This window comes from Saccharopolyspora endophytica, from assembly GCF_018070075.1.
Classification (GTDB): Bacteria; Actinomycetota; Actinomycetes; order Mycobacteriales; family Pseudonocardiaceae; genus Saccharopolyspora; species Saccharopolyspora endophytica.
Window position 1 is genome coordinate 130,793 of the sequence record NZ_JAGPXE010000017.1, and the last position, 25,955, is coordinate 156,747.

General features: G+C 70.7%; 23 protein-coding genes. 12 read left to right on the forward strand and 11 right to left on the reverse strand.

Translation table 11 applies throughout. The features are described from left to right. Positions 1-11 precede the first annotated feature (11 nt). The 3 genes from KBO27_RS30065 (at position 12) to KBO27_RS30075 (ending at position 3,943) form a co-directional block, all read left to right on the forward strand. A complete protein-coding gene (locus KBO27_RS30065) occupies positions 12-1,328 on the forward strand; it encodes an MFS transporter (protein ID WP_210973224.1) in 1,317 nt (438 codons plus the stop codon). Between the two features lie 441 nt (positions 1,329-1,769). Then, positions 1,770-2,783 (forward strand): ABC transporter substrate-binding protein, encoded by a 1,014-nt coding sequence (locus KBO27_RS30070; protein ID WP_307870702.1) that lies wholly within the window; start codon positions 1,770-1,772, stop codon positions 2,781-2,783. A 14-nt stretch (positions 2,784-2,797) separates the two neighbouring features. Further along, on the forward strand, positions 2,798-3,943 hold the full coding sequence (locus KBO27_RS30075; RefSeq protein WP_210973225.1) for an LLM class flavin-dependent oxidoreductase: 1,146 nt from the start codon (positions 2,798-2,800) through the stop codon (positions 3,941-3,943). Between the two features lie 52 nt (positions 3,944-3,995). Here the strand turns inward: KBO27_RS30075 and KBO27_RS30080 are convergent, their stop codons facing one another. After that, the gene (locus KBO27_RS30080) at positions 3,996-4,694 is read right to left on the reverse strand and encodes a hypothetical protein (protein ID WP_210973226.1); all 699 of its coding nucleotides are present in this window, start codon (positions 4,692-4,694) and stop codon (positions 3,996-3,998) included. A 615-nt stretch (positions 4,695-5,309) separates the two neighbouring features. Between KBO27_RS30080 and KBO27_RS30085 the strand changes: the two genes are divergently transcribed. Together KBO27_RS30085 and KBO27_RS30090 are read left to right on the forward strand one after the other, a co-directional pair. Beyond that, positions 5,310-6,380 (forward strand): tryptophan dimethylallyltransferase family protein, encoded by a 1,071-nt coding sequence (locus tag KBO27_RS30085; protein ID WP_210973227.1) that lies wholly within the window; start codon positions 5,310-5,312, stop codon positions 6,378-6,380. 225 nt (positions 6,381-6,605) lie between these two features. Next, a complete protein-coding gene (locus KBO27_RS30090) occupies positions 6,606-7,979 on the forward strand; it encodes a tryptophanase (protein ID WP_210973228.1) in 1,374 nt (457 codons plus the stop codon). A 45-nt stretch (positions 7,980-8,024) separates the two neighbouring features. On the opposite strand, the gene KBO27_RS30095 is transcribed toward KBO27_RS30090, so the two are convergent. The 6 genes from KBO27_RS30095 to KBO27_RS30120 all read right to left on the reverse strand — a co-directional run bounded on the left by KBO27_RS30095 (position 8,025) and on the right by KBO27_RS30120 (position 14,842). Further along, positions 8,025-8,621, reverse strand: coding sequence for a GTP-binding protein (locus KBO27_RS30095; protein WP_372448892.1), 597 nt, complete (start codon positions 8,619-8,621; stop codon positions 8,025-8,027). A gap of 40 nt (positions 8,622-8,661) precedes the next feature. Then, on the reverse strand, positions 8,662-9,024 hold the full coding sequence (locus KBO27_RS30100) for a DUF742 domain-containing protein (RefSeq protein ID WP_210973229.1): 363 nt from the start codon (positions 9,022-9,024) through the stop codon (positions 8,662-8,664). 2 nt (positions 9,025-9,026) lie between these two features. Then, a complete protein-coding gene (locus tag KBO27_RS30105; protein ID WP_210973230.1) occupies positions 9,027-9,443 on the reverse strand; it encodes a roadblock/LC7 domain-containing protein in 417 nt (138 codons plus the stop codon). Positions 9,444-9,480: 37 nt separating this feature from the next. Next, on the reverse strand, positions 9,481-11,892 hold the full coding sequence (locus tag KBO27_RS30110) for a sensor histidine kinase (protein ID WP_210973231.1): 2,412 nt from the start codon (positions 11,890-11,892) through the stop codon (positions 9,481-9,483). Between the two features lie 338 nt (positions 11,893-12,230). Continuing rightward, positions 12,231-13,352 carry a hypothetical protein gene (locus tag KBO27_RS30115; protein WP_210973232.1) on the reverse strand — a complete coding sequence of 374 codons (1,122 nt, stop codon included), beginning with the start codon at positions 13,350-13,352 and terminating at the stop codon, positions 12,231-12,233. Then, positions 13,349-14,842 carry a sodium:solute symporter family protein gene (locus KBO27_RS30120; RefSeq protein WP_210973233.1) on the reverse strand — a complete coding sequence of 498 codons (1,494 nt, stop codon included), beginning with the start codon at positions 14,840-14,842 and terminating at the stop codon, positions 13,349-13,351. The genes KBO27_RS30115 and KBO27_RS30120 overlap by 4 nt, the downstream gene beginning before the upstream one ends. A 287-nt stretch (positions 14,843-15,129) precedes the next feature. On the opposite strand from KBO27_RS30120, the gene KBO27_RS30125 reads away from it, so the two are divergent. Further along, complete coding sequence (locus KBO27_RS30125) at positions 15,130-15,921, forward strand: NAD-dependent epimerase/dehydratase family protein (RefSeq protein ID WP_281420909.1); 792 nt, start codon at positions 15,130-15,132, stop codon at positions 15,919-15,921. Here the strand turns inward: KBO27_RS30125 and KBO27_RS30130 are convergent. The 4 genes from KBO27_RS30130 to KBO27_RS30145 all read right to left on the reverse strand — a co-directional run bounded on the left by KBO27_RS30130 (position 15,918) and on the right by KBO27_RS30145 (position 19,618). Further along, complete coding sequence (locus KBO27_RS30130) at positions 15,918-16,379, reverse strand: LapA family protein (protein WP_210973235.1); 462 nt, start codon at positions 16,377-16,379, stop codon at positions 15,918-15,920. The two genes, KBO27_RS30125 and KBO27_RS30130, sit on opposite strands and share 4 nt — an antisense overlap. 380 nt (positions 16,380-16,759) lie before the next feature. Continuing rightward, complete coding sequence (locus tag KBO27_RS30135) at positions 16,760-17,539, reverse strand: sugar phosphate isomerase/epimerase family protein (protein WP_210973236.1); 780 nt, start codon at positions 17,537-17,539, stop codon at positions 16,760-16,762. Between the two features lie 25 nt (positions 17,540-17,564). After that, a complete protein-coding gene (locus tag KBO27_RS30140; RefSeq protein WP_210973237.1) occupies positions 17,565-18,485 on the reverse strand; it encodes a sugar phosphate isomerase/epimerase family protein in 921 nt (306 codons plus the stop codon). A gap of 2 nt (positions 18,486-18,487) precedes the next feature. After that, a complete protein-coding gene (locus tag KBO27_RS30145; RefSeq protein ID WP_210973238.1) occupies positions 18,488-19,618 on the reverse strand; it encodes a Gfo/Idh/MocA family protein in 1,131 nt (376 codons plus the stop codon). A 160-nt stretch (positions 19,619-19,778) separates the two neighbouring features. Here KBO27_RS30145 and KBO27_RS30150 point away from each other — a divergent pair, with 160 nt between their 5' ends. The 6 genes from KBO27_RS30150 to KBO27_RS30175 all read left to right on the forward strand — a co-directional run bounded on the left by KBO27_RS30150 (position 19,779) and on the right by KBO27_RS30175 (position 25,940). Further along, positions 19,779-21,002, forward strand: coding sequence for an ROK family transcriptional regulator (locus KBO27_RS30150; RefSeq protein WP_210973239.1), 1,224 nt, complete (start codon positions 19,779-19,781; stop codon positions 21,000-21,002). Positions 21,003-21,110: 108 nt separating this feature from the next. Continuing rightward, a complete protein-coding gene (locus tag KBO27_RS30155; protein WP_210973240.1) occupies positions 21,111-22,388 on the forward strand; it encodes an ABC transporter substrate-binding protein in 1,278 nt (425 codons plus the stop codon). Further along, positions 22,388-23,287: a carbohydrate ABC transporter permease gene (locus tag KBO27_RS30160; protein WP_210973241.1), complete on the forward strand. Its 900-nt coding sequence runs from the start codon at positions 22,388-22,390 to the stop codon at positions 23,285-23,287. Before KBO27_RS30155 ends, KBO27_RS30160 begins: the two co-directional genes overlap by 1 nt. Beyond that, positions 23,284-24,099 (forward strand): carbohydrate ABC transporter permease, encoded by an 816-nt coding sequence (locus KBO27_RS30165; protein ID WP_210973242.1) that lies wholly within the window; start codon positions 23,284-23,286, stop codon positions 24,097-24,099. The genes KBO27_RS30160 and KBO27_RS30165 overlap by 4 nt, the downstream gene beginning before the upstream one ends. Before the next feature lie 27 nt (positions 24,100-24,126). Beyond that, positions 24,127-25,209, forward strand: coding sequence for a Gfo/Idh/MocA family protein (locus tag KBO27_RS30170; RefSeq protein ID WP_210973243.1), 1,083 nt, complete (start codon positions 24,127-24,129; stop codon positions 25,207-25,209). Further along, positions 25,206-25,940, forward strand: a complete 735-nt coding sequence (locus tag KBO27_RS30175; protein WP_307870703.1) for a ThuA domain-containing protein — start codon at positions 25,206-25,208, stop codon at positions 25,938-25,940. The genes KBO27_RS30170 and KBO27_RS30175 overlap by 4 nt, the downstream gene beginning before the upstream one ends. The last annotated feature ends 15 nt before the right edge of the window (positions 25,941-25,955 follow it).

The window sequence follows — 25,955 nt, forward strand, 5'->3', positions numbered from 1 at the left end:
TGGAGCAGACAGTGACCGACGGCCCGAGAGCCACCCAGGGCAAACCGCGCAAAGCCGCGATCGCCGCGTGGATCGGAAGTGCGCTCGAGTACTACGACTTCTTCATCTACGGCACCGCCGCAGCGCTGGTGTTCAACAAGATCTTCTTTCCCACCTCCGACCCCGCGACCGGCACCCTGCTGGCGCTGGCGTCCTTCGGCGTGGGCTACCTGGCACGGCCGATCGGGGCGTTCGTCCTCGGCCACATCGGCGACGCCTTCGGCCGCAAGCGGGTGCTGGTGTTCACCGTCCTGCTGATGGGGATCTCCACGGTCCTGGTCGGATGCCTGCCCACCTACGACCAGATCGGCCTGGCAGCACCGGCGCTGCTGGTCGCACTGCGCCTGCTGCAGGGCTTCTCGGCAGCGGGCGAGCAGGCCGGGGCGAACTCGATGTCGCTGGAGCACGCACCGGCGCACCGGCGCGCCTACTACACGAGCTTCACGCTCAGCGGCACGCAAGCCGGGCAGATCCTGGCCACGGCGGTGTTCCTGCCGGTCGCCGCGCTGCCGGAGGAGCACCTGGTCAGCTGGGGCTGGCGAATTCCGTTCTGGCTCAGCGCGGTGGTCGTGATCGTCGGACTGGTGATCCGCAGCAAGCTCGACGAGACCCCGGTCTTCGTCGAGGAGGTCGCCGACGCCAAGCGCGAGAAGACCCCGCTGCTGCCGCTGTTCCGCGACCACTGGGCCGACGTGCTGCGGGTGGTCGTCGCATCGGTGATCGCGGCGGTGAGCACCATCTTCACCGTCTACGCGCTCAGCTACGCGGTGAACACCGTGGGACTGGCCAAGACGCCGATCCTGTGGGTGGGCGTGCTGGCCAACATCGTTGCGCTGGCGGCGATCCCGCTGTGGGCGGGGCTGGCGGACCGGGTCGGCCGCAAGCCGGTGTTCATCGGCGGCTCCGCCGGGTGCGCGGTGCTGATGTTCGGTTACCTGTGGTCGCTGTCGGTCGGCAGCTGGGCGCTGATCTTCACCTTCGGCATCCTGCTGTTCGGCGTCGTCTACAGCGCCACCAACGGGATCTGGCCGGCCTTCTACGGCGAGATGTTCCCGGCGAAGGTGCGGCTGTCGGGCATGGCCGTGGGCACCCAGATCGGTTTCGCGCTGGCCGGGTTCTCCCCCAGCATCGCCGAGGCCATCGGTGGTGGGCGTGAAGGCTGGGTCTACGTCGCGCTGTTCACCGCGGGCCTGTGCGCGCTGAACATCATCGCGGTGGCCTCCGCCCGCGAGACCCACCGGGTTCCGACGCCCGAGCTGGGCGCGCGCAAGACCCCCGCCACCGTCTGACCCACCCGGCTGGGCACATCCCCTCCCGACCCCGATTTCAGTGGAACTCCCGGACGGATTTCCACTGAAATCGGGGTCGGTGATGTCCACTGAAATCCGGGACCCGCGGTGTTTCGAGCGCGTGCGGCGCGCAGCCGATCCCGGCCCGTGGGACCGGGGGCTCGTGCGTTGACCTGCGGGCGGGGTGCTGCGAACATCCGTGGTCGTGTTCGCCCGGAACGCCTTCTCCTGGCGCCTGCACGTCGATCTGCGACGGCAGGCCAGCTCCATCTGTCCGGCTCCGTAGAGCCTTCGAGGACTCCCGGGCGGTTCTCGTCTCGAGCCCGTCCCACTCGCTGATTCCCGGGCGGTTCTGACCAGAACCGACCGTCCCCTCACGCGCGCCCGCTGACCTCGCGTCATCGGGTGGATTCGTCGTGCCTCGCAGATGGAGTGAACACCGTGCGCCGTCGTGATTTCCTTTCCCTGGCCGCAGCCGGTTCGGCCGCCGGACTGCTCGCCGCGTGCTCCGGAGGCCGCGGCGGTGATGCCGCCTCCGCACCCGTCCCGCCGCCGATCCCGCCCGACCAGCTCGCCGGGGTGACACTCCGCGTCGGCGACCAGAAGGGCGCATCCCAGTCGCTGCTGCGCTCGGCCGGGCTGGACGACTTCCCGTACGAGGTCGAGTGGGCGACCTTCACCTCCGGCCCGCCGCTGTTGGAAGCGCTGTCGGCGGACGCCATCGACATCGGCGGCACCGGCAACACTCCCCCGCTGTTCGCCGCCGCGGCCAAGGCCGACATCAAGATCGTCGCCGCCTCCCAGGGCAACGTCGCCAGCGACGCGCTCGTCGTCCTGCCGAACTCCCCGCTCCATTCCCGGGACCAGCTGCGCGGGCGCAAGATCGCGGTCGCCAAGGGCAGCTCCGCGCACGGCCAGATCCTGCAGACGCTGGCGGCCGTCGGACTCACGCCCGACGACGTCCAGCTCGTCTTCCTGCAACCCGCCGACGCGCTCGGGGCGTTCGAGCAGGGCGCGGTGGACGCGTGGGCGATCTGGGACCCGTACTTCGCGCAGGTCCAGCTCGAATCCGGTGCGCGGGTCATCGCCGACGGGCGCGGTGGAGGGGCCAACGGCTACAGCTTCCAGGTCGCCGGCACCGACGCCCTGGCCGACGCCCGGCGCAACTCGGCGATCGCCGACTACCTCGGGCGGCTGTCGCGGGCGTACCGCTTCGCCGACACCCACCGCGAGAAGCGCGCCCAGGCGTGGTCGCAGGACACCGGGCTGCCCATCGAGGTCACCCGCAAGGCCACCGAGCTCGGGCCCGACCTGCCGATCCCGCTCGACGACAAGGTCGTCCGCTCGCAGCAGCAGCTCGCCGACGCCTTCGTGGCGGCTGAGGAGATCCCGCGCAGGTTCGCCTTCGCCGACTACGTCGACCACCGCTTCGCGAGCCGGCTCGCGACCGTCTAAGAGGAACTCCCCCCATGCCCATCACCACGCACTGGTTCCTGCCCACGCACGGCGACGGCCGGTCCGTCGTGGACCGCCCGCACACCACGCCGACCGGGGCCGACACGCCGCGCCGACCCGACATCGACTACCTCGCGCAGGTCGCCCAAGCCGTGGAGCACCTCGGCTTCACCGGCATGCTCACCCCCACCGGCAGCTGGTGCCAGGACGCCTGGATCACCACCGCCGCGCTGCTGGCGCGCACCAAGCGGATCAAGTTCCTGGTCGCGTTCCGGCCGGGTTCGCTGTCGCCGACGCTGGCCGCGCAGCTGGCCAGCACGTACCAGAAGGTCTCCGACGGGCGGCTGCTGCTCAACATCGTCACCGGTGGTGAGTCGACCGAGCAGCAGCGCTACGGCGACTGGCTCGACCACGACGAGCGCTACGCCCGCACCGACGAGTTCCTGGCGATCATGCGCGCCATCTTCGCGGGCGAGCCCGTCGACTTCGACGGTGCGCACTACAGCGTGCGCGGCGCGACGTCCTTCGAGCCCCCGGCACCGGTCCCGCCCTTGTACTTCGGCGGATCCTCGGAGGCCGCGCTGCCGGTGGCGGCCCGGCGGGCCGACGTGCACCTGACCTGGGGAGAGCCGCCGGCGGCGGTGGGGCGCAAGGTGCAGCGGCTGCGGGAGCTGGCCGCCGAGGAGGGCCGCGAGCTGCGGTTCGGCCTGCGCGCGCACGTCATCACCCGCAACACCAGCGCCGACGCGTGGGACACGGCGCAGCGGTTCCTGGAGCAGATGGACCCCGCCGACGTGGCGGCCTCGCAGGCCAAGATCGCCAAGACCGAGGCCGTCGGGCAGCAGAAGATGGCCGCGCTGCACGGCGGCGTCCTGCCCTCCAGCGCCCGCGACCTGGAGGTCCACCCGGGACTGTGGGCAGGGGTCGGACTGCTGCGCGGCGGGGCCGGAACCGCGCTGGTGGGCAGCCACTCCGAGGTCGCCGACCTCATCGAGGAGTACCACTCGGTGGGCATCGACGAGTTCGTGCTGTCGGGCTACCCGCACCTGGAGGAGGCGTACTGGTTCGGCGAGGGGGTGCACCCCGAGCTCGCGCGGCGGGGCCTGCGCGAGAACAGCTCGCCCGAGGCCGTGCGCGACCCGGAGCCCGCGCCGCACTGACCCCGGACGCGAATCGGCCCCGGCCTGAACTGGCCGGGGCCGATCTCGTGCATCAGTAGCGGTTGCCGCCGGGTGCCGGTCGCTGCGGAGGGCGACCGCCCGGGGCGCCGGGGCGACCCGGTCCCGGGGGCTGGGCGCCGGGACGACCGGCGCCGGGCGGCGGGCCCGCGGGCGGGTTCCCGCCGGGACGGCCCTGGTTGGGGGCGCCGGGGCGACCCTGACCGGGTGCTGCCGGACGACCGCCTTGGTTCGGCGGGTTCCCCTGCGGGCGGCCCTGGTTCGGGGCGGGACGGCCACCGCCTGGCGGCTGACCGCCGGGACGGCCCTGCTGACCGGCCGGGCGGGCCTGACCTGCTCCGGCCGGGCGACCCTGGTTGGCTCCCGGCCGCGCACCGGGCCGACCGGCGGGCGGCTGCGCGCCGCGCTCCGGACGGGAGGTCTCCGCGCGGGACGGCCCGCGGTCGTCGCGGTCGAAGTCCATGTCGAAGTCGTCGTCATCCCGACGCCTGCGACGGGGCATGCGCAACGGGGCCTTGCCCGCCTGCTTGCGGCTGTTGATCCACAGGTCGAAGCCGAAGATCACCAAGGCCATGATCAGGAGCATCAGGCCGAGCAACGGCACTTCCAGGACCAACGCCGTCACCAGCGCGAGTACCAGCATCGTGATGATCGGTACCCACGCGAACGGGTCGATCCGGTTCAGGATCGCGGAGACCCCGCCGGAATCGTCGTGGTCCGCGTCACGTGCCATCGAGACTCTCCAACTTCACTCTGCGCCCGGCCGCGGAAGTGTACCGGAGGACGACCCCCGGACCCGCGACCGTCACCCGACCATGCGGGCCCGATCACGCCTGTTGTACGCCATCACTGACCGGCCAGGCGGACCTGGACGCCCCAGAGGTCCGCCACACCGGGCGCGGCGCGGACGCGCTCCCGCGTCTCGCCGCTTCCGCCGCGCGGACCGCTTCAAGATCATACTCACGAAGGGGTTTCCCTTTGTTCACACCTGCACCTCTCCGGCGCGGCAATGCGAACGCGGGCGGCTGACCAGGCATGGGCTCGAATTTTTACCGGTAGGCACCGATCCCCCTAGTTCCCATCCGCTGAATTACACAGTCCACTGTGGCCTCATTGCCAATTGAACAGTATTTCGGTCACTCACTGTTGATCATCCGGCGGCCGGGCGGTCACAGTGGATGATCTGCGCAGTTCGACTGCACAGCAGTCGGTTTCACGCCACCGGAGAACTCTGTGAAGACCACCTCGGTTACCTTTGATCGTCAAGATCACGGGTGCTGCTGCGCCCGCCAGTCACTTTCCGGCGAACACGGAGCCGGAGTCGTAAGCCAGATTGATCGAGGCTGCAATGAGCACTGCCGACGCGACCCTCGGCGATCTCACGAGCAGGCAGTTGCACAACCTCTGCCGAGTCGTGGGAATGGACCGGACCGATCCGCTCCGATTGCTGGGGGAGGTCCTGGGAGCTGCCCGCGACCGCCCGCTGGCCCAGCCGCCGCTGTGGCCGTCCGACGTCGCCGACGACGCCACCCCGATCGAGTTCTCCGTCCAGGTCGACGACGGCGGGGGCCGCCACCTGCGGATCCTCGCCGAAACACTGCCCGCCGCACCCGGACCCGCCGCCAACCTGCACGCCGCCCGGGACCTGGTCACCGCCCTCGCCGAGCGCTACGACCTGGCGCTGGACCGGCTGCGCGCCGTCGAGGACCTGTTCAGCCCGGAAGAACCGCGGGGCAGGTTCTCCTGGTGGTTCTCCTTCATCTTCGACGCCGACGGGCGTCCCCGGTTCAAGATCTACTTCAACCCCGACGTGCACGGCGCGGACCACGCCCCGAAGGTCGTCCAGGAGGCGTTCACCCGGCTCGGGCTGGACGGCGCTCACCCCACCGTCGTCGATTACGCGCTGCGCCGCGAAGCCGACCGGCTGACGTTCTTCGCCCTGGACCTCGACAACAGCCCGCAGTCCCGGGTCAAGCTCTACGTCTCCCAGCACGACGCGCGCATCGACGACGTCGAGCGGGCCGCCTCCGCGGTTCCGGGCATCGACCGCTACCAGGTCGGGGACTTCTGCCGGACGCTGGCGCCCGGTGTCGAGCGCTTCCCCGGCCGCCCCCTGGTGTCGAGCTACTCCTTCGTCGAAGGCGACCGCGAGAAGCCCAGCAACTACAGCATCTACCTGCCCCTGCGCGACTACGTGCCGGACGACTCGGTGGCCCGCGAGCGCGTCCGGCGGCACCTGCGCGACCACCGGATCGACCCGGTGATGCTCGACGAGGTCATCGGCGCGCTCACCGACCGCGACCTGGCGGCCCGGGCCGGGTTGCTCGCGCACGTCTCGCTGCGGTTGAGCCCCGATCAGACCGGAACCACGATTTACGCCTCCTCCGAGGCCTACGGCGGCACGGCGCCCGAGAACTAGAGCTTGGTGATGAGTCGCTGTGCTTGGCGGTGCGGGTGGCGGAACCTGACACGCCCTCTGGCTCCGGGATCCGAGACTGATGCACGTCCACGGCGCTACGGCGCCCTCCCCAGAAGACGTGTCAGAACCCGCGGGGGTGCGAGCTGAGTCCCACACCTGAAACAGCGGCTACCGCCGCCTTCTTCACACAACACCCAGCCGCAACCACATCGAGGAGCACACCCCATGCCGCACTTGCGCCCCTACGTCTCCGCCGTCGTGCGCCGCATCCCCATCACCACCCGCGAGCAGCGCGTCGAGGCGCTGGATCTCGCGGGCCACAACCCGTTCAACCTGCCCGCCGACCAGGTGAGCATCGACCTGCTGTCCGACTCCGGGACCGGCGCGGTCTCCGTCGACCAGCAGGCGTGGGCGCAGCGCGGCGACGAGCGCTACGCGGGTGCCGAGTCCTACTACCGCTACCGCGACGCGCTGCGGGAAGTGGTGCCCTACCGGCACCTGCTCCCGGTGCACCAAGGACGCGCCGCCGAGCGGGTCCTGTTCACCGCGCTGCTCGGCGAAGGCAGGATCAGCCTGAGCAACACGCACTTCGACACCACCCGCGCCAACGTGGAGCGGCTGGGCGCCGAGGCCAGGGACCTGCCGAACCAGGAGCTGTTCGACCTCGACAGCGACCACCCGTTCAAGGGCGACATCGACGTCGCCGCGGTGCGCGAGGTCCTCGACGGCCCCGACGGGCACCGGGTCGGGCAGATCCTGGTGACCATCACCAACAACGGCGGTGGCGGGCAGCCGGTGTCGATGGCCAACCTCAAGGAGATCAGCGCGCTCGCGCGCGAGCGCGGGGTGCCGCTGATCCTCGACGCAGCGCGGTTCGCCGAGAACGCCTGGCTGGTCATCCGCCGCGAAGCCGGGTACGGGGACAAGACTCCGCTGGAGGTCGCGCGCGAGGCGTTCGAGCTCGCCGACGGTGCCGTGGCCAGCCTGAAGAAGGACGGCCTGTCACCGGAGGGAGCGTTCATCGGCCTCAACGACACCGATCTGGCCGACCGGTGCGAGGTCGACGTGATCGCCACCGAGGGGTTCCGCACCTACGGCGGGCTCACCGGGTCCACGATGGAGCAGCTGGCGCAGGGCTTGCGCGAGGTCGTCACGCCCGAGTACCTCGCCGACCGCGAGCACGAGGCGGCCTACCTCGCCGAACGCGCGCACCACGCGGGCGTGAGCACGATCCGCCCGTCCGGCCTGCACGGCGTCTACCTCAACGCGGGTCGGCTGCTGCCGCACCTGTCGCCGGCGCAGTTCCCGGGGCACGCGCTGGCCTGCGCGCTCTACCGCGAGGGAGGGATCCGCTGCGCCGAACTGGGTTCGCTGTACTTGGGCGCTCTCGACGAGAACGACCGGCTGATCTCGCCCGCGCCGTTCGAGCTGGTCCGGCTGGCGCTGCCGCGGCGGGTCTACGACCACAGCCACCTGGAGTACGTGGGCGAGGTCCTCGCCGAGATCGCCAAGTACCCCGAGTCGGTGCCCGGCTACCGGATCACGGAGAACCCACCGATCCTGCGCCACTTCCGCTGCCGGACCGAGCCGCTGAGCTGAGCCCCGTTCCCCGGGTACCCGACGCCGGGTACCCGGGGCGGGCGGTCAGGTCAGTCCCGAAGGCGTGCGGTCGATCGCGTGGCGCACGAGCGTGACCAGCGCGTTCTTGCACAGCTCGCGCTCACGGGCATCGCAGATGACGATCGGGACCTCGGCCGGGATCACCAGCGCGTCGCGCACTTCCTCGGGTTCGTACTGGTAGCCGTCGTCGAAGATGTTGACCGCCACCACGAACGGGATGCCGCGCCGCTCGAAGAAGTCCACCGAGGCGAACGCCTCCTGCAGCTTGCGCGTGTCCACCAGCACCACGGCGCCGACCGCGCCGAGCGCCAGGTCGTTCCACAGCGGCCAGAACCGGTTCTGGCCGGGGGCGCCGAACAGGTACAGCACGATCTCGTCGGAGATGGTGATGCGGCCGAAGTCCAGCGCGACGGTGGTGGTCTCCTTGCGCTCCACGCCGCTGAGGTCGTCGATCCCCTCGCTGGCGACCGTCATCTCCTCTTCGGTGGTCAGCGGCGGGATCTCGCTCACCGCGCCGACCATCGTCGTCTTGCCGACACCGAAACCACCGGCCACGACGAGCTTCACGGGTATCGGGGCGGGATTTCCGCCATCGTCGGCGTCGTCCCGGCCGGACTGCACCGGAACGGCTTGTTCTGACCGGGTTTTCGCCTCGGTCACCTCAGAGTTTGCAAAGCCCACGGTACACCTGTTCCAAGATTTCTCGGCTGACTTCGGTACGAGGCGTGCGCACGAAGACCGCACCGTGATCGAGCAGGTCACCGCACAGGACCCGGACCACTCCCATCGGCTGTCCCAGCGCGACGGCGAGCTCCGCCAGCGACACCGGGCGGTGGCACCCCTCGAGGATCGCTCGGTGCTCGGGAGTGAGTTCCAGCCTCGGGGTCTCCGGTCGCGGCTCGACGGTGACCACCTGGGTCGCCGTGTCGAGCCGGTGCTTGTGCTGCCCAGGGGTCCGGCCGCGCGTGATCGTGTACGGCCGGACCATGGGCCCGGCTTCATCGTCGTACCACGCCTCGTCCACCGTCAGGTCCTCTCCGCCGCCAACCCGTGCAGCTCGCGCGGCGCGGCCGACAGGAAGGATCCGACCCGGGTGATCAGGCGGCCCATCTCGTAGGCCACCAGCTCGATGTCGGTGTCGGCCGCCGACAGCACCGCCAGGCACGCGCCGCTGCCCGCCGCCGAGACGAACAGGAACCCGCGCTCCATCTCGACGTGGGTCTGCGCGACCTGGCCGCGACCGAAGTCCTTGCTCACGCCCTTGCCGATGCTGCGCATGCTCGACGCCGCCGCGGCGAGCTTGTCGCCGGCGTCGCGGTCCAGCCCGGCGGACTTGGCGATGACCAGGCCGTCGTTGGACAGCACGACGGCGTGGTCGGCTCCGTGCACGCCGTGCACGAAGTCGTCCAGCAGCCAACTCAATTTCGAAGCTGTCTCGGTCATGCCCACCTCACACGCGCTTGCTTGTCGTTTGATCTGGTCACGTGTCGCCGCCATCGGATTCGTCGAAACCGCCCCGGAACGCCCGGCGGAACCCCGCCAGCTTGCTCGGCGAAGCGATCATCGACTGCTCTTCCGCGTCCGGGTCGTCCTTGAGGCCGTCGGCCAGGTGCGTCTGCGGCACCCGCTTGGGCAGGCAGGGACGGTTCGCCTTGCCGCCGCCCTCGCCGCGCTCGGCTTGCTGCTCGGGAGCGGGCGATGCCTTGGCCGGCCACTCGTGGTCGGGTGTCTCGGCGGCCCTGCCGGGGGCGGTCGACTGGTCGGTCATGGTCCCATTCCAGCTCAGTTCGCGCGGCTGCGGCACCAACGTTCGTTCGGGCCGCGCACCGTTGACCGGCTGTTGCTCCAGGTTCCCGGCGAGCTCGCGACGGCGGTCCAGAGCGCTCACCGGCACCTGCACGGTGTCGCCGTCGCCGCTGTGGCCCGCCTCCAGGATCCGGTCGGGCAGCAGGACCGTGGCGCGGGTCCCGCCGTAGGCCGACACGCCGAACTCCACCGAGATCTCCCGGCGCGAGGCCAGCCGGGCGGCGGTGAACAGCCCCAGCTGCTCGGCCTTGTTGTTCTCCAGCACGAGCCGGTCGAACTCCGGCGGCTCGTGCATCATCTCGTTGGCCCGCTGCCGGATCTCCGGATCCATGCCCAGGCCCTGGTCGGCGATGTCGATGGCGATGCCGCGCGCGACCTCGTGGGCCCCCACGTGCACCTGCGTGTTCGGCGGCGAGAACGCGGTGGCGTTGTCGATGAGCTCGGAGATCAGGTGGATCGCATCGCCCACCGCCGAACCGTGCAGCATCACCTCCGGCACGTGGCCGATGACCACGCGCGAGTACTGGTCGATCTCGGAGACCGAGGAGCGCAGCACGTCCATCAGCGCGACCGGGCGGCTCCACCGGCGACCGGGCTGCTGGTCGCCGAGGACCAGCAGGTTCTCCACCGTGCGGCGCGCGCGGGTGGTGGCGTTGTCCAGGTCGAACAGCCTGGCCAGCTGCTGGGAGCTGTCCTCGTTGCGCTCCAGCTCGTCGATCGTGGTGTGCATGCCGCGCAGCAGCCGCTGGATGCGGTGCGCCATGCCCACGAACACCACGCGGGCGCCCTGCCTGGCCCTCGTCTCGCCGACGGCCGCCTGCACCGCTTCCTGCTGGAACAGCTGGATCGCGTGGGCGACCTCGCCGACCTCGTCGCTGCCGTAGTGGCCCAGGGCCACCAGCTCGGCGTCGACCTCGACCGGCTCGCCTTCGCGGAGCCTGCGCACCACGTCCGGCAGCCGCTCGGCCATCGCCAGCGATTCGGTGCGCAGTCCCTGCAGCCGCGTCAGCAGCGCGTCGTCGATGACCGTGCGGTAGACGCGGCGGGCGAAGAAGAACGAGCCCACCGACACCGCCAGCGCCACCAGGCTGCCGATCAGCACCGTCCACAGCGTCCCGGTCGCGCGGCTGACCGCGCCGTTGGCGACCAGCTCGCTCTGGGTGCGCACCAGGTTGGACATCTCGGCACCGATGTCGTTGGTCATCCGGCGCCAGTCCTCGACGCGCAGCTGCGGCCGCTCGTTCGGGCCGAAGGCCCCGTGCTGGACGAGCTGGTCCTCCGCGGCCACCAGCTGCTTCCAGTCCGGGTTGGCGATCATCGCCTGGTACCGCTGGCGCACCTCGGGCAGCATCGTGGTCATGTTGGCCTGCACGATGGCGTGGTGGCTGACGATGTAGCCGGTCAGCTCGCGGTGCTCGGCGGGGCTGAGCTCACCGCTGGTGAGGATGGTGCCGACCATCGAGGACTCGCGGGAGAGCGTGTCGGACGCGCGGAACAGGCCGACCGCGGCCAGCGAGCCCTGGCGGGCCTCGGAGTCGGGCGTGATGCGCGACTGGATGTCGAAGAGCTTGGTCGCGGTGGCGAACATCTCGTCGTAGAAGGCGTTGAGCTCCTCGACGGTCGCCTGGCGGCCGGCGATCCGCTCGCGCACGGCGGGCAGCTGCCTGAAGTAGCCGTTGAGCTGGTTCATCGGCGCGATGACGTCGGCGGGCGCCGATTCCAGCACCGGGGCGGCCTTCGCGTTGAGCTCGTCGAGGGCGCTGTCGGTGGCGCGCTGCTGACCGGCGAGCTCGTTGATCCCCGTGCCGGGCTGGCTGATGACCTCCAGGCTGCGCAGCCGCTCGCGCTGGACCTGGTCGAGCGCGTTGACCGCGGGCAACGACATCGACTGCACGCCGGACGCGATCTGGCGGGCGAAGAACGCGTCGAAGGCGAACAGCGAACACCCCACCGACCACAGCACCGCGACGACGACCCACGGGACGAACACCGCCCAGGTCAGTCGCGACCGGATCGAGGAACCGCCCGGGCGTTGTCTTTCTGGGCCTGGCGAGGATTGGGAGTCGTCTTGGGTCGTCACTTCCACGTTCTTTCCATCGATGGTCTTTCGCCCACGCCAGGGCGCATCCCGGCGGTCCGACATCGCGTGCCCTCGATACGCCAGGCACCTTATCGGATGATCTTCACTCAATAGTGGAGGTTGGCGGGTATTCCCCACCACAGCTGGACGGACGAGACCTCCACCGGGATTTTTCCCACTGAACCGCGACCGTGGGAAAAAGGTGTGAAAAGCCCCGGATGCGCACGGGGTGAACCCCGATAAAGGAGCCTTCGAGGTCACTCGAATGGAGTCCGGACCCCTTACTGGCGGAATTCCCCCGACGATTCTCGCGATCACCCCGGAATCGGGCCAAACCGACGGATTCAACCACCGCGATGAGCCTCGTCGGCGGCTTCCCGCAGTAGCGGAGCGCGGGCCGGACCCGCGAGCCCGAGGTGGTAGAGGTGCAGCTGGCCCGCTCCGGCCGCGCGCACCCGGCGGACGTGGTCGACCAGGCCGCCGGCCTGCGGTCCGACGGCGGTCACGTAGGCGCCGACGTCGTCGACCCCGGCGTCCTTGGCCGCGGCGACCTCCTCCGGCCCGGCCGAGTTCCAGCAGGGCACGACGACGCCGTCGACCTCGCCGGCCGCGCGCGGCGTCAGTCCCGGCAGGGCGCCCGTCGCCCAGGCATCGGCGCTGCCGTGCAGCAGGACCCGGCGACCCGTGCCGATCGCCTCCAGCACGGCGCCGCGCAGCAGGTCGGTGGCCGCAGAACGGGTCTCGAGCAGGGTTTCTCGCAGGTCGGCGGGCAGTTCGTCGTCCACAGCGGTCAGATCGCCGGTGGCGATGACGCGGCGGACCTCCGTGCGCAGCGCCTCCCGCACCCGCTCGGCGTCCAGGCCGGTCCAGCCGCGCGCGCACGCCGCGCAGCAGCAGACCGACAGCAGCCGGGCCGCCGCGGGTGACCAGACCGCGTCGGTCTTCTCGTGCTGGTGCTGGTGCACCGCGCCGAGCTGACCGCACGCCTCCAGCACCACCGAGCGCACGTCGAGACCGTCCAGCGCGGACCGGGTGAGCCGCACCGCGTAGTCGCGCACCTCGGCGTGCGACGGGCACAGCGCCCACGGGTAGACCTCGCCGAAGCAGTTGCGCACCGCGACGTCCGGGAACCGCCCGCCCAGCAGGGAGTTGTGGGTCAGCACCAGCCAGGCGGCGACGTCGACGCCGCTGCGGCGGAGCTCCGCGACGGCCTCACCGGCGCTGTCGGGCCCCACCCAGTCCGGTTCGGCCGGGCGCAGCCTCCCCCAGCCGGTGCCCACCGGCCGGTAGAGCGCGGCGTGGCGGGCCACCACCGCGCTGCGGGTCTCGTCGAACGGCGTGGCCGCGCGAGCGCTGTGGTACGCGACCGCGACGGCGACCTCGTCCACCCCGGACGCCGCGACCCGGTCGGCGAACCCGGGCCGCACGTCCCAGGGATAGGCGTAGCCGGTGACGTGCGCGCTCACCGCGCGGCCGCCGCTGCGGCGCCCTTCGCGGCGCGGTCCAGCACGTCGAGCATCTCGTCGACCTCCTCGGTCCGTTCGGAGGCGACGGCCCCGAGCCTGATGAACAGGGCCAGCGAGACCAGGATCGGCGTCGCCACGGTCGCGGTCTGACCGGCGTCCACGCCGTAGTAGAGCACCGCGTAGGTGATCAGACCACCGGCCCACGACACCAGGGCCGCGCGTGAACCGCAGCGGCGGAACCACGGCAGCATCCCCAGCAGCAGCGGCACCGAGATCGGCCCCATCAGCGCCGCCACCCACGACACCACGATCGACAGCACGCCACCGAGGTTGTCCGCCTGGGTGGCCACCAGCATGCTCAGCGCGATGAAGCCGAACGTCGCGATCCGGCCGGCGCGCAACCGCTGCACCTCGCCGAACGCGCGGGCCTTGCGCCACAGCACCGGCAGCATGTCCCGGGTGATCACCGCCGAGATGGCGTTGGCGTCGGAGGCGACCATGGCCATGGTGTGCGAGAACATCCCGGCCAGCACCAGACCCACCATGCCCGCGGGCAGCAGCTTCTCGGTCATCGCGGCGTAGGAGGTCGTCGGGTCCTCCAGCCCCGGCACGAACAGCGGCGCGGCGAACATCGGGAACATCAGCACCAGCGGCCAGACCAGGTACAGCGCCGAGGACAGCAGCGCGCCCCTGCGGGCGGCGTGGTTGTCCGGCGAGGCCATGTAGCGCTGCGCCAGGTTCCACATCCCGCCGTTGTACTCCAGGGTTTTCACCAGCACGTACACCAGCAGGAAGACGGTCGTGTAGTCCTCGGTGACCGGCGAGAGGTGCCCAGCGGGCAGCCGGTCCCACAGGGTCCACAGCCCCGAGATCCCGCCGAGCGAGGACAGCACCGCCCAGATCATCACGATCCCGGCCAGCCCCTGGATCACGAACTGCCCGAAGTCGGTGAGCGCGTCCGCCCACAGCCCGCCCGCCGTGCAGTACAGCAGCGTGACGCCACCGGTGACCAGGATGCCCGCCAGGATCGGCACGCCCGCGAAGGACTCCAGCAGGATCGACACCGCGAACCACTTCGAGGCCACGTCGAAGACCTTCAGCGAGGCGCCGCTCCAGGCCAGCGCCTGCTGGGTGGGGATGTTGAAGCGACGGGCGAGGAATTCCAGCGGCGAGGCCACGCCGAACTCGGCGCGCAACCGGTTCCAGCGCGCGGCGAACAACCAGGCCCCGATCGCCACGCCGATGCCGATGGAGGCGAATCCCCAGAAGTAGACCGTGACGCCCTGGCTGTAGGCCACTCCCGCGTAGGCGACGAACAACACCGCGCTGTAGCCGGACATGTGGTGCGAGATCCCGGCCAGCCACCAGGGCATTCGACCCCCGGCGATGAAGAAGTCCTTATCGGTCTTGACCCTTCGGTGCGACCACCAGCCGATGCCGATCATCAACCCGAAGTACCCGATCACCATGACCCAGTCCAGCGCGTGCACCGGCCCACCCCTTCACATCCGATGGCTTGGAACTCCGCGGCTTTCGAGCTCGCTGCGGGATCGTCGTCGACCCGGGCGCGTGCGCCGGATGTGGTGCTTGCTCGCCCAAGGGGAGGAAAGCGCTTCCCAATTGGGCCGTACGGACCTCACGGATTTCCCGCGAAGCCCTGAACAATTCGTTTCGTAAAGTTCCGGAGCCGGACGCTAGTATGGCGTCGATCACATGTCAACCAGCGTTCGGCGCGGCACCACGCATCCGGAATTCCTTGATGCGAAGGGAAAACACCTTGTCGGAACGCATCTTGATCACCGGCGCAGCCGGCGGCATCGCCACGTTGATGCGGCCTCGGCTGCGCCGCGAGGGCCGGACGCTGCGGCTGCTGGACATCATTCGACCCGCGCCCGCGGCGGACGGCGAAGCGGTCGAGATCGTCGAAGCCAGCGTCACCGACCCCGAAGCCATGGCGCGGGCCTGCGCCGACGTCGACGCGGTGGTGCACCTGGGTGGCCACAGCCGCGAGAACAGCTGGGCCGAAACGCTTTCGGTCAACATCGACGGCACCCGCACCGTGCTGGACGCCGCCCGCCGCACCGGCGTCCGGCGGGTCGTGCTCGCCTCCAGCAACCACGTCGCCGGGTTCCGCCCCCTCTCGGAGGCCGCGACGCTGGCGGCGGACTCACCGCCGCGCCCGGACACCTACTACGGGGTGAGCAAGGCCGCGATGGAGGCGCTGGGCAGCCTCTACCACTCGCGGTTCGGCATCGACGTGATCTGCATCCGCATCGGCGCGTGCTTCGAGACCGTGGGCGACGAGCGCGGGCTGGGCCTGTGGCTCTCGCCGGACGACTGCGCGCGGCTGCTGGAATCCTGCCTGTCGCACCCGTCTCCGGGCTACCGCGTCATCTGGGGCGTCTCGGACAACGCGCGACGCCCGGTGCCGCTGACCGAGGCCGCCGAGCTCGGTTACGCGTCCCGCGACGACGCGGAGGCCGTCTTCGCCTCCCGCGTCGCCGCGAACACCTCGCACGAACTGCTCGGCGGCCCGTTCACCTCGGCTCCTCTGGGGGAACCGAACTAGGACTGCTTGCGGGCCTTCTTGGCGGCGCGGCGCATCTGGATCATGCGCGCCGTGCCCGCCAGCCACACGAGCACGCCGCCGACGATCGCGGCGAACAGCAGGGCGAGACCGATCGGTAGGCTGAACTCCAGGCCCAGGAAGTGCACGGTCACCGCCGCGAAGTTCTGCGCGACGAAGATCAGCAGGAAGACCAGCACGACGCCCGCGATGGCCAGCGCGGTCCACAGCACGCCGGTCCGGCTCTGCGGCGCGAGCTCGTGCTTGCCGCCACCGGAACGCTCGACGGGCTCCCCCGCCTTCTCGACGGCCCCGCTGCCACCGGCGGTCCCCTCGGCGTCCTTGCCGTTGGTGCCCTCGGCGGTCACGTCCTCGGCCGCCGCGCCGTTCGCGCTCGGCTCCACCGCCCCGGACTCCCGCTCCGACCCGGCTCCAGCGTCCTTCGACCCGTTCTCAGACATACCGATCATCATCAACCGCACCCCGGCCCACGCCCCACCCCACACACCGCTCCGTCACCGGTTCGATATCTCACGTCCCCCGGACCCGCGCGCACCGCGTGAGGGTTGCGACCCGAACCGACCGGACAAAACGGATTCCGATCACGGCCGGCCCGGACCACAACCGCCCACCCCCACCCCGATGGACGCCTGAACCGCAATCACCCGACGGACACCGGCCCCACCCGGCGCGCCCCGTTCCGCACCGGGTTCCACGATCACTCACGTCATCCGCACCCTGAATACCGCCGTAATCCGGTGCCGGAATACGGCCGTATTCGGGGACCCGATTACTGCGGTAATCCGGGTTGGGAGTGAGGTGGGGTGGGGCTTCTGCGGGGTCAGGTGAAGGTGGATCCGTGGGAGCGGAGGAGGGATGCGTTGGTGGCGAGGAGGTCTTGGGGGTCGCGGTCCGTGGTGTCGATTTCCGCTACGTGCCAGGGGGTTTCGGCGACGGATTCGAGGACGGCGGGGACGTTCAGGGCCCCCGTGCCCAAGGGGGTTTGGGGAGCGTCTCGGGTGGCGGGGCCGTCTTTGAGGTGGACCGCCACCGCACGGGAGCCGAGCGCGTTCAGGATCCGGGTGGGGTCGGCTCCGGCCGCGATCGCCCAGTAGACGTCCAGCTCGGCGAGGACCTGCGGGTGGGTGCGCTGCCACAGGCGGTCGTAGGCGGGACCGCCGGGCAGCTCGGCCCACTCGAACCAGTGGTTGTGATAGCCGAGCCGCAGACCGTCCGGGGCGTCGGCGGCGGCCTGGCCGAGGGCGTCGGCGAAGGCGTCGAGGGCCGCGGTGTCGGTGAAGGTGTCCTCGCCGAATCCCGGGATCTGACGCGGGTGCGGGATGAACGCCGTGTCGGCGCCGAGCTCGGCGCACTCCTCGGCCAGCTCCCCCACGCTCGGCAGAGCGGCGTGCGTCGCCGAGACCGCCAGTCCGGCGGCGTCGAGGTCGGCGCGGAGCTTGCGGGTGGCGGCCAGCCGTTCGGCCTGGCTCTTGGCCAGCGAGCCGAGGCCGAACGGTTCGACGTAGCGGAAGCCGATCTCGGCGAGGCGGGCCAGCGTCGCGGGCTGATCGGCGGCCAGCTGGTCGCGGACGCTGTAGAGCTGAACGGACAGTGTCGGCAAGGACCTCACCCCTTCAGGGAGGGAATCAACCCACGATCAACGGCCGGAGGGTGCGCTGGGCGATGCGCAGGCCCTGCGTGATGCGTTCGTCGTCGCCGCCCCAGACGGGGTCCTCGTGCTCGACCGACAGCGTGCCGGTGAACCCGTGCTCGTAGAGCCGGTCCACGACCTTCGGCCAGTCGACCTGGCCGAGGCCGGGCACGCGGTAGCGCCACCAGCCCATGTCCCAGGGGTTGCCGCCCTTGTCGACCTTGCCGAAGAAGCCGTAGCGGTTGCGCGCCGCCGGGTCGAGCTCGACGTCCTTGGCCTGGGCGTGCACGATCCGGTCGATGTAGGGCGCGATGGTCTCCACCGGGTCGATCCCGATCCAGGTCAGGTGCGAGGGGTCCCAGTTGAGGTAGAAGCCCAGCGAGAACATCCACTCCCACAGCTCCGGCGAGTAGGCCAGGTTGCCGGGGTAGCCGTCGGGGTGCCAGCCCTCCATGACGCAGTTCTCGACGATGAGCTTCACACCCCGCTCACCGGCGTAGTCGACGAGTTCGGGCAGCACCCGCTGCCCTTCGGCGAGGTTGTCGGCGACGGACTTGGTCCAGTCGCGGCCGATGAACGTCCCCACGTAAGGCACGCCGAGCGCCTGGGCGGCGTCGATGGAGTGCTTGAGGTGGGTGCGGATCTCCTCGCGGCGCGCGGGATCGGGGTGCAGGTTGTTCTCGTAGTAGGCGAACGCCGACAGCTCCAGGCCGTAGCGCTGGAAGAGGTCCTTGGTCGCGTCGACCTGCTCGGGGCCGAACTCGGCGACCGGCAGGTGGGCCGCTTCGAAGTCCCGGCCGCCGGTTCCCGGCCAGACCGCGACCTCCAGGGCCTCGTAACCGTTGTTCTTGGCCCAGCCGGCGCACTGCTCCAGCGTCCACTGCGGGAGGCAAGCGGTGAGCATTCCGAGTCGCATCATCACACCTTCGTCCAGGAGCCGTATCCGGATGCGCGCACGACCGCGTCGACCAGTCGGGCCGAGCGGAGTCCGTCGGTGAAAGTGGGGAGTCCTTCGGGGTCTCCGCCGTCGATCGCCGCGTAGGTGTCGGCGACGAAGGCGTCGAAGCAGTCGGCGTAGCCCTGCGCGTGCCCGGCGGGCAGCTTGGAGAGCCTGCGCTGCTCGGCCGACCCGGTGCCGATGTCGCGGGTGAGGACGCGGTTGCTCTCGGCGCCGCCGAGCCAGATCTGCTCGGGGTTCTCCTGGTCGAACACCGCGCTGCCGCCGGAACCGTCGAGCTCGAACCACAACCGGTTCTTCCGGCCCGCCGCGACCTGCGAGATCGTGGCCGAGGCGAGCACGCCGGAGCCGGTGCGCAGCAGCAGCGCCGCGGTGTCCTCGGTGCGCACCGCGACCCGCTCGCCGACCTCGCCGCTGGGGCCGCTGAAGCTGGCTCCCCCGGCGGCCGGGCGGGTGGGCACGGCGATGGAGAACTCGGCGAGGACGTCGGTGAAGGTCTCCCCCGACACCCACTGCACGAGGTCGCACCAGTGCGAGCCGATGTCGGCGAAGGCCCGCGACACCCCGCCCTGGTCGGGGTCGACGCGCCAGCCGGAGGCGTCCGGGTCGAGCATCCAGTCCTGCAGGTAGCTGCCGTGCAGCAGGTGCCAGTCACCGAACTCGCCGGCCTGCCGCCGCGCCCGGATCTCGCGGACCAGCGGGTGGTAGCGGTAGACGAAGGGCACGGTGGCGACGAGTCCGCTGGCGCCGGCGGCCGCGGCCATCCGCTCGGCCTCCTCCAGCGAGATCCCCAGCGGCTTCTCGCAGATCACGTGCTTGCCCGCGGCGAGCGCGGCTTCGGCGAACGGCGCGTGGGTGGCGTTGGGGGTGCAGATGTGCACCACGTCGACGCGGTCGTCGGCGAGGACCTCGTCGAAGGAGGCGAACGCGCAGACGTTCCACTCCCCCGCCTTCTCCAGCGAACGCTGCGGCGTGGACGCCAGCACTCCGGTGATCTCGGCGCCGGCGAGCAGCGCGGAGCGGCGGTGCACCTCGCCGATCATCCCGGCGCCCACGATCGCAGCGCCGCGCCTGGTGTTCCCAGGGCTCACGCGCCTGCCTCCCTCGGTCGGTTCCGATGTCAACGACGGGTGTCTCACGCCCGATTTTCGTCTTCACTCACGCTAGGACCCCACATTTATGCCGACAAGAGCTACAATTTATTTTCTTTTCGGTCATAAATAAGCGGTAAATACGGCAGAGGGGGCGACCGTGGGATGGGATCCCGTCCGGTTGACGGTGCCGAGGACGTCAGGGCGCGCTGACGCGGACCTGGTGCTCAGCGGGCTGACCAGGCTCATCGCCTCCGGCACGGCGGAGAGCCGCGCCGAGCTGGTCAAGCACACCGGCCTGGCCCGCTCCACCGTCAACAGCCACCTGGACGCGCTCATCGCGGCCGGGGTCGTCGCCGAGCGCGGCGCGCTCAGCGGAGGCGGCCGGGGACGTCCCGCGCACCGGCTGGCGATCGCCCCGCGCGCCGGGGTCGTGCTCGCCGCCGACGTCGGCGCCCACAGCACCCGGCTGGCGGTGGCCGACCTCGGCCAGGACCTGCTCGCCGAGACGCAGGTGTCGCTGGACCTCTCGGTCGGGCCGGAGCAGGCGCTCGACGTGCTCACCGAGCACCTGCGGGACCTCCTGCGCAGCACCGACGTCGCCGCCGACGAGGTCAAAGCGCTGGTGATGGGGCTTCCCGGCCCGGTCGATCCGCGCATGGGCATGCCGGTGCGGCCGCCGATCATGCCCGGCTGGGACGGCTTCCCGGTCGGCGACACGATGGCCGACCGCTTCGACTGCACCGCCTCGGTCGACAACGACGTGAACCTGATGGCCCTCGGCGAGGCCCGCGCGCTGCCCGCCGAGGAGTCCCCGCTGCTGTTCCTCAAGATCGGCACCGGGATCGGCGGCGGCATCGTCTCGGCGACCGGAGAGCTGCACCGGGGTTCCGACGGCGCGGCCGGCGACATCGGGCACATCCGGGTGCCCGGCGCCGACGACGTGATCTGCCAGTGCGGCAACGTCGGCTGCGTGGAAGCGGTGGCCTCGGCCGACGCGGTGCTGCGCGGGCTGCGCGCCGAGTCGGGCGGGCCGGAGACGATAGAGGACCTGGCGCGACTGCTGCGCGACGGCGATGCGCTGGCCATCCGCAGGATTCGGGCCGCCGCGGCGACCATCGGCGAGGTGGTGGCGATGCTGGTGCACTTCTACAACCCGAAGCGGATCGTCCTAGGTGGACTGATCACCTCGGTCGGCGACGACCTGCTCGCCGGGATCCGCAGCGTCGTCTACCGCCGGGCGCTGCCGCTGGCGACCCGGCACCTGTCGCTGGCCAACAGCACGCTGGGCCGCTCGGCGGGGCTGGCGGGCGCGGTCGTGGCGGGGATCGAGAACGTGCTGTCCCCCGAGGGGATTCACCGGCTGGTGCGCGACATGCCTTGACACCCGGTAACCGCGCCGCAACCATGTGATCGTCTCACGCCGCCGTTCGACCGGTGACCGGGTTCGTCCCGGGATCACCGCCGACGAACCGCGAAGCGGAGACATGCCATGCCCTCATCCCGGCCCTGGGCCGCGTTCGCCGTCGCGGCGCTGCTCCTCGGCGGCTGCGCGAGCCCTCCCCCGGCTGGTCCGCCGGGCGAGCACGCACCGCAGGTCGCAGTCGCAGAGCCCGGATCGGCCCAGGGCGCTCGCGGCGAGGTCACCATCTGCGGGGTCCGCAACACCGGAGTCTTCGAGCACCTCACCCAGGAGTTCAACGCGCGCGGTGGTGGGCTCAGCGCGCGCTACGTCGAGATCGGCCAGGACACCGACTCCACCCGCGCGCAGGCGTTGCAGCGGCTCGAAGGCGGGTCGTCGGAGTGCGACATCTACCTCACCGACGTGACCTGGACCAGCGAGTGGGCGACGCAGGGCTGGCTGCTCGACCACAGCAGGCTCACCGAACGGCACCGCGACGAGCTGATGCCGTCGACGTGGGAAACGGTGCGCTACGCCGGGCGCGACTGGGCGGTCCCCTTCTACACCAACGCCGGACTGCTGTTCTACCGCGCCGACCGGGTTCCGCCGCCCACGACCTGGCGCGAGGTCTACGCCCAGGCCGGGCAGGACCGCTCGAAGCGGGTGCAGATGCAGGCCAAGCGCTACGAGGGCCTCACCGCGAACTTCCTGGAACTGCTCTACTCCGCAGGCGGTTCGGTGATCGACGACTCCGGCCGGGTCACCGTCGACTCGCCGCAGACCCGCGCGGTGCTGCGCTTGATGGCGCAGGGCGTGGACTCCGGGGCGATCGACCGCGCGTGCCTGACCTACGACGAGGACTACGCCCGCCGCGCCTACGAGTCCGGATCAGCCGGGTACCTGCGCCAATGGCCCAGCGCGCACAAGCTCATCAGCGAGACCTCGGCGGGACCTGTCACCCGAGCGGCGGCGTTGCCCGCCTTCGACGAGGGCAGCCGGCCGGCCGCGGTGCTCGGCGGCTGGAACCTGGCCATCGCCGCCAAGTCCGACGACCCTGGTGCGGCGGTCGCGCTCATCGACTACGCGACCAGCGCGGAGTTCCAGAAGAAGATGGTGATGCGCACCGCCCAGGCCCCGGTGTTCGCCGCGCTCTACGACGACCCCGAGGTGCGCGCCGAGCTGCCGTTCATCCCGCAGCTCAAGGAGTCGCTGCTGCACGCGAAACCGCGTCCGCGCTCGCCGGTGTACGCCCAGGTGTCGCGAGCGATCTACGACAACGCCTACGAGGTGATCTCCGGGCAGACCGACGTCGAGTCGGGCGTGCGGAAGATGGCGGCGGACGTCGAGTCCGCGCAGGAGACGTTCTGATGAGCCGCGTCGACGCCCAGCAGCGGCGCACCGCGGTGTGGATGGTCTCCCCCGCGCTGGTGATCATGTTCCTGGTCGCCGCGGTTCCGATCGGCTACGCGATCTGGTTGTCGCTCAACGTCTACAGCGTCCGGCGGGCGGGTCTGTCGCACTTCGTCGGCCTGACCAACTACTGGAACGCGCTGGTCTCCGAGCAGTGGTGGCGTGCGTTCGGGCAGACCTTCCTGTTCGCCTTCACCTCCGTCGCGCTCGAAGTGGTCATCGGGGTGGCGATGGCGCTGCTGCTCAACGTGGCGTTCCGGGGCCGCGACCTGCTGCGCTCGGTGCTGCTGGTGCCCTACGCGGTGCTGACGGTGGTCTCGGCGATCACCTGGCAGGCCATGTTCGAGTCCAACCTCGGCCTGGTCACCGGCCTGCTGCGCGCCCTCGGCCTGCCCGGCGGCGAGCAGGTGTGGCTGGCCGAACCCGGCTACGCGATGGCCGTGATCATCGCCGCGGACGTCTGGAAGACCGCGCCGTTCGTCGCGCTGCTGGTGCTGGCCGGGTTGCAGGTCATCCCCGGCGACGTCTACGAGGCGGCGGACCTGGACGGGGCGAGCCGCCTGCAGACGTTCTGGCGGGTCACGCTGCCGCTGCTGCGCCCGGCGATCGCCCTGGCGGCGATCTTCCGGTTGCTCGACGCGCTGCGGATCTTCGACCTGCCGTTCGTGCTGACCAAGGGCTCCAACGGCACCGAGACGATGTCCATGATCGCCTACCAGGAGCTGCGCGAGCAGCGGCTGATCGGGCAGGGCTCGGCGCTGTCGATCCTCACCTTCATCACCGTCATGGCCGTGTCGCTGGTCTACATCCGCTTCGCAGGCGGCAACATTCGCGACGTCGCGGAGGAGAAGTCATGAGCCGCCCCGTGGTCCTGCTGTTCGGGCTGGTGGTGATGCTGGCCTCGCTGGTGCCGTTCTACTGGCTGGTCAACACCTCGCTCAAGACCGGCGCCGAGCTGTCCTCGGGTTCGCTGGTGCCCGGTTCGCCGTCGCTGCGGAACTACCTGGACGTGCTGGCCGACGAGGACTTCCTGACGGCGCTGGGCAATTCGCTGGTGGTCGGGGTGGTGACGACCGCGCTGGCGCTGCTGCTGGCCTCGTTCGCCGCCTACGCGCTGGCACGGCTGAAGCTGCCGCGCAAGGGCATCGTCCTCGGGCTGGTGCTGTCGGTGACGACGTTCCCGGTGATCGCCATCGCCGCGCCGATGTTCACGATCTGGCGCGACATCGGCCTCTACGACACCCTCGCCGGGCTGATCATCCCGAAGCTGACCTTCGCGCTGCCGATGGCGATCTTCGTGCTCACCTCGTTCTTCCGCGAGATCCCGTTCGAGCTGGAGGAATCCGCGCTGATCGACGGGGCGAGCCCGTTCACCGCGTTCCGCGCGGTGATCCTGCCGCTGGCCGTGCCCGGCATCGCCACCACGGCGATCCTGGTGTTCATCTCGGTGTGGAACGAATTCCTGCTGGCGGTCACGCTCACCTCCACGCCGGAGGCCCGGACCGTTCCGGTCGCCATCGCCTACTTCTCCGGAACGAGCGATTTCGACCACCCGATCGGCACTATCAGCGCGGCCTCCGTGCTCGTCACCCTGCCACTGCTGGTACTCGTGCTGGTCTTCCAGAAGCGCATCGTGGCCGGTCTCACCGCCGGCGCGATCAAGGGCTGAAGCCACCGCAGAAGAAGGAGTCCCTTGATGAGTGACCCCACGTTCCGGGTCGGAGTCGTCGGCGTCGGCTGGGCTGGGCAGCAGCACCTCGCCGCCTACCAGGCGCTGCCCAACGTTGAGATCGTGGCGATCGCCGGACAGGAGGCCGACATGCTGGCCTCGCTCGGCGAGCAGTACGGCGCACCGCACCTGTTCGAGAGCTGGGAGCAGCTCGTCGAGCTTCCCGACCTGGACGCGGTGAGCATCGCGGTGCCCAACTTCCTGCACGCCCCGATCGCCGTCGCCGCGCTCAAGCGCGGACTGCACGTGCTCAGCGAGAAGCCGTTGGCCCGCAACGGCATCGAGGGCAGGCAGATGGTCGACGCGGCGCGTTCGGCCGGCCGGGTGCTCGACGTGGCGTTCAACCACCGGCTGCGCGGCGACATCCAGACCCTCGGCGGGATCATCCAGAGCGGCGAGCTCGGACGGCCCTACTACGCCAAGGCGTCCTGGATGCGGCGGCGCGGCATCCCCAAGATCGGCAGCTGGTTCACCAACCGCGAGATGGCCGGTGGCGGGCCGCTGGCCGACATCGGCGTGCACGTGCTGGACTACGCGCTGTTCCTGCTCGGCGAGCCGAAGGTGGAGTCGGTGAGCGCGGTGACCTACGCCGAGCTGGGTCCGCGCAACATCGGCGGCATGAAGTGGGAAACCGCCCAGGCCAAGGGCGGTTTCGAGGTGGAGGACTTCGCCTCGGCGTTCATCCGGCTCGAAGGCGGCGGGACGCTGGTGCTGGAGACCTCGTGGGCGGCGTTCCGCAATCCCACCGACCTCATCGACTTCAGCGTCCTGGGCACCGAGGGCGGCGCCGAGCTCAGGGCGGTGGGCGCCACCAAGGCGCAGGTCGGTGACCTGCACGTCTACCGGGACGTCGACGGCGAGATCGCCGACTACCAGCCCAGCGCCGAACCCGGGCGCGCGCACGCCGCGGTGGTGGAGAACTTCGTGCGGCTGCTGGGTTCTCCGCAGGAGTGGCCGGACAACGACGGCTCGCAGGCGCTGCGCCGCGCGGAGGTCATCGACGCCTGCTACCTCTCGGCCGCCGAGAAGCGGGAGGTGGCGGTCGCGTGAGCGGTCTGCGCATCACGGTCTGGAACGAGGGCGTGCACGAGGCCGAGCAGGACCCTCCGGTGATGGCCGAGATCTACCCGGACGGCATCCACGGCGCCCTCGCCGAGGGGATCCGGCAGGGGCTGCCGGAGGCCTCGGTGCGCACCGCCCTGCTGGCCGACCCGGAGCACGGGCTGCCCGAGGAGGTGCTGGCCGACACCGACGTGCTGCTGTGGTGGGGCCACCGCGCGCACGGTCAGGTCGACGAGGCGGTGGTGGATCGGGTGCAGCGGCACGTCCTGGGCGGCATGGGGCTGCTGGTGCTGCACTCCGGGCACTTCTCGAAGATCTTCCAGCGGCTGCTGGGCACGACCTGCTCGCTGGGCTGGCGGGACGCGGCCGAGCAGGAGCTGGTGTGGACGGTCGCCCCGCACCACCCGATCACCGAGGGCGTGCCGAACCCGCTGGTCATCCCGGAGCAGGAGACCTACAGCGAGTTCTTCGACATCCCCGCGCCGGACGAGCTGCTCTTCATCTCGTCCTTCGACGGCGGTGAGGTGTTCCGGTCGGGCGTGACGTTCTTCCGGGGTCACGGCCGGATCTTCTACTTCAGCCCCGGCGATCAGCGCTACCCCGTCTACCACCAGCCGGAGATCCGCAGAGTGCTCACCAACGGCATCCGCTGGGCCGCCCAGCCGGGCCGCCCCCGCACGGCTCCCGACGTCGCCAAGCTCGACCGCCACTGGCGCTGACCAGCCCCGTTCGAA

Bases quoted from the DNA above. Each gene is read 5' to 3' on its own strand.
- KBO27_RS30075 (WP_210973225.1), top strand. From the start codon at position 2,798: ATGCCCATCACCACGCACTGGTTCCTGCCCACGCACGGCGACGGCCGG.
- KBO27_RS30080 (WP_210973226.1), bottom strand. From the start codon at position 4,694: ATGGCACGTGACGCGGACCACGACGATTCCGGCGGGGTCTCCGCGATC.
- KBO27_RS30085 (WP_210973227.1), top strand. From the start codon at position 5,310: ATGAGCACTGCCGACGCGACCCTCGGCGATCTCACGAGCAGGCAGTTG.
- KBO27_RS30090 (WP_210973228.1), top strand. From the start codon at position 6,606: ATGCCGCACTTGCGCCCCTACGTCTCCGCCGTCGTGCGCCGCATCCCC.
- KBO27_RS30105 (WP_210973230.1), bottom strand. From the start codon at position 9,443: ATGACCGAGACAGCTTCGAAATTGAGTTGGCTGCTGGACGACTTCGTG.
- KBO27_RS30130 (WP_210973235.1), bottom strand. From the start codon at position 16,379: ATGTCTGAGAACGGGTCGAAGGACGCTGGAGCCGGGTCGGAGCGGGAG.
- KBO27_RS30140 (WP_210973237.1), bottom strand. From the start codon at position 18,485: ATGCGACTCGGAATGCTCACCGCTTGCCTCCCGCAGTGGACGCTGGAG.
- KBO27_RS30155 (WP_210973240.1), top strand. From the start codon at position 21,111: ATGCCCTCATCCCGGCCCTGGGCCGCGTTCGCCGTCGCGGCGCTGCTC.
- KBO27_RS30160 (WP_210973241.1), top strand. From the start codon at position 22,388: ATGAGCCGCGTCGACGCCCAGCAGCGGCGCACCGCGGTGTGGATGGTC.
- KBO27_RS30165 (WP_210973242.1), top strand. From the start codon at position 23,284: ATGAGCCGCCCCGTGGTCCTGCTGTTCGGGCTGGTGGTGATGCTGGCC.
- KBO27_RS30170 (WP_210973243.1), top strand. From the start codon at position 24,127: ATGAGTGACCCCACGTTCCGGGTCGGAGTCGTCGGCGTCGGCTGGGCT.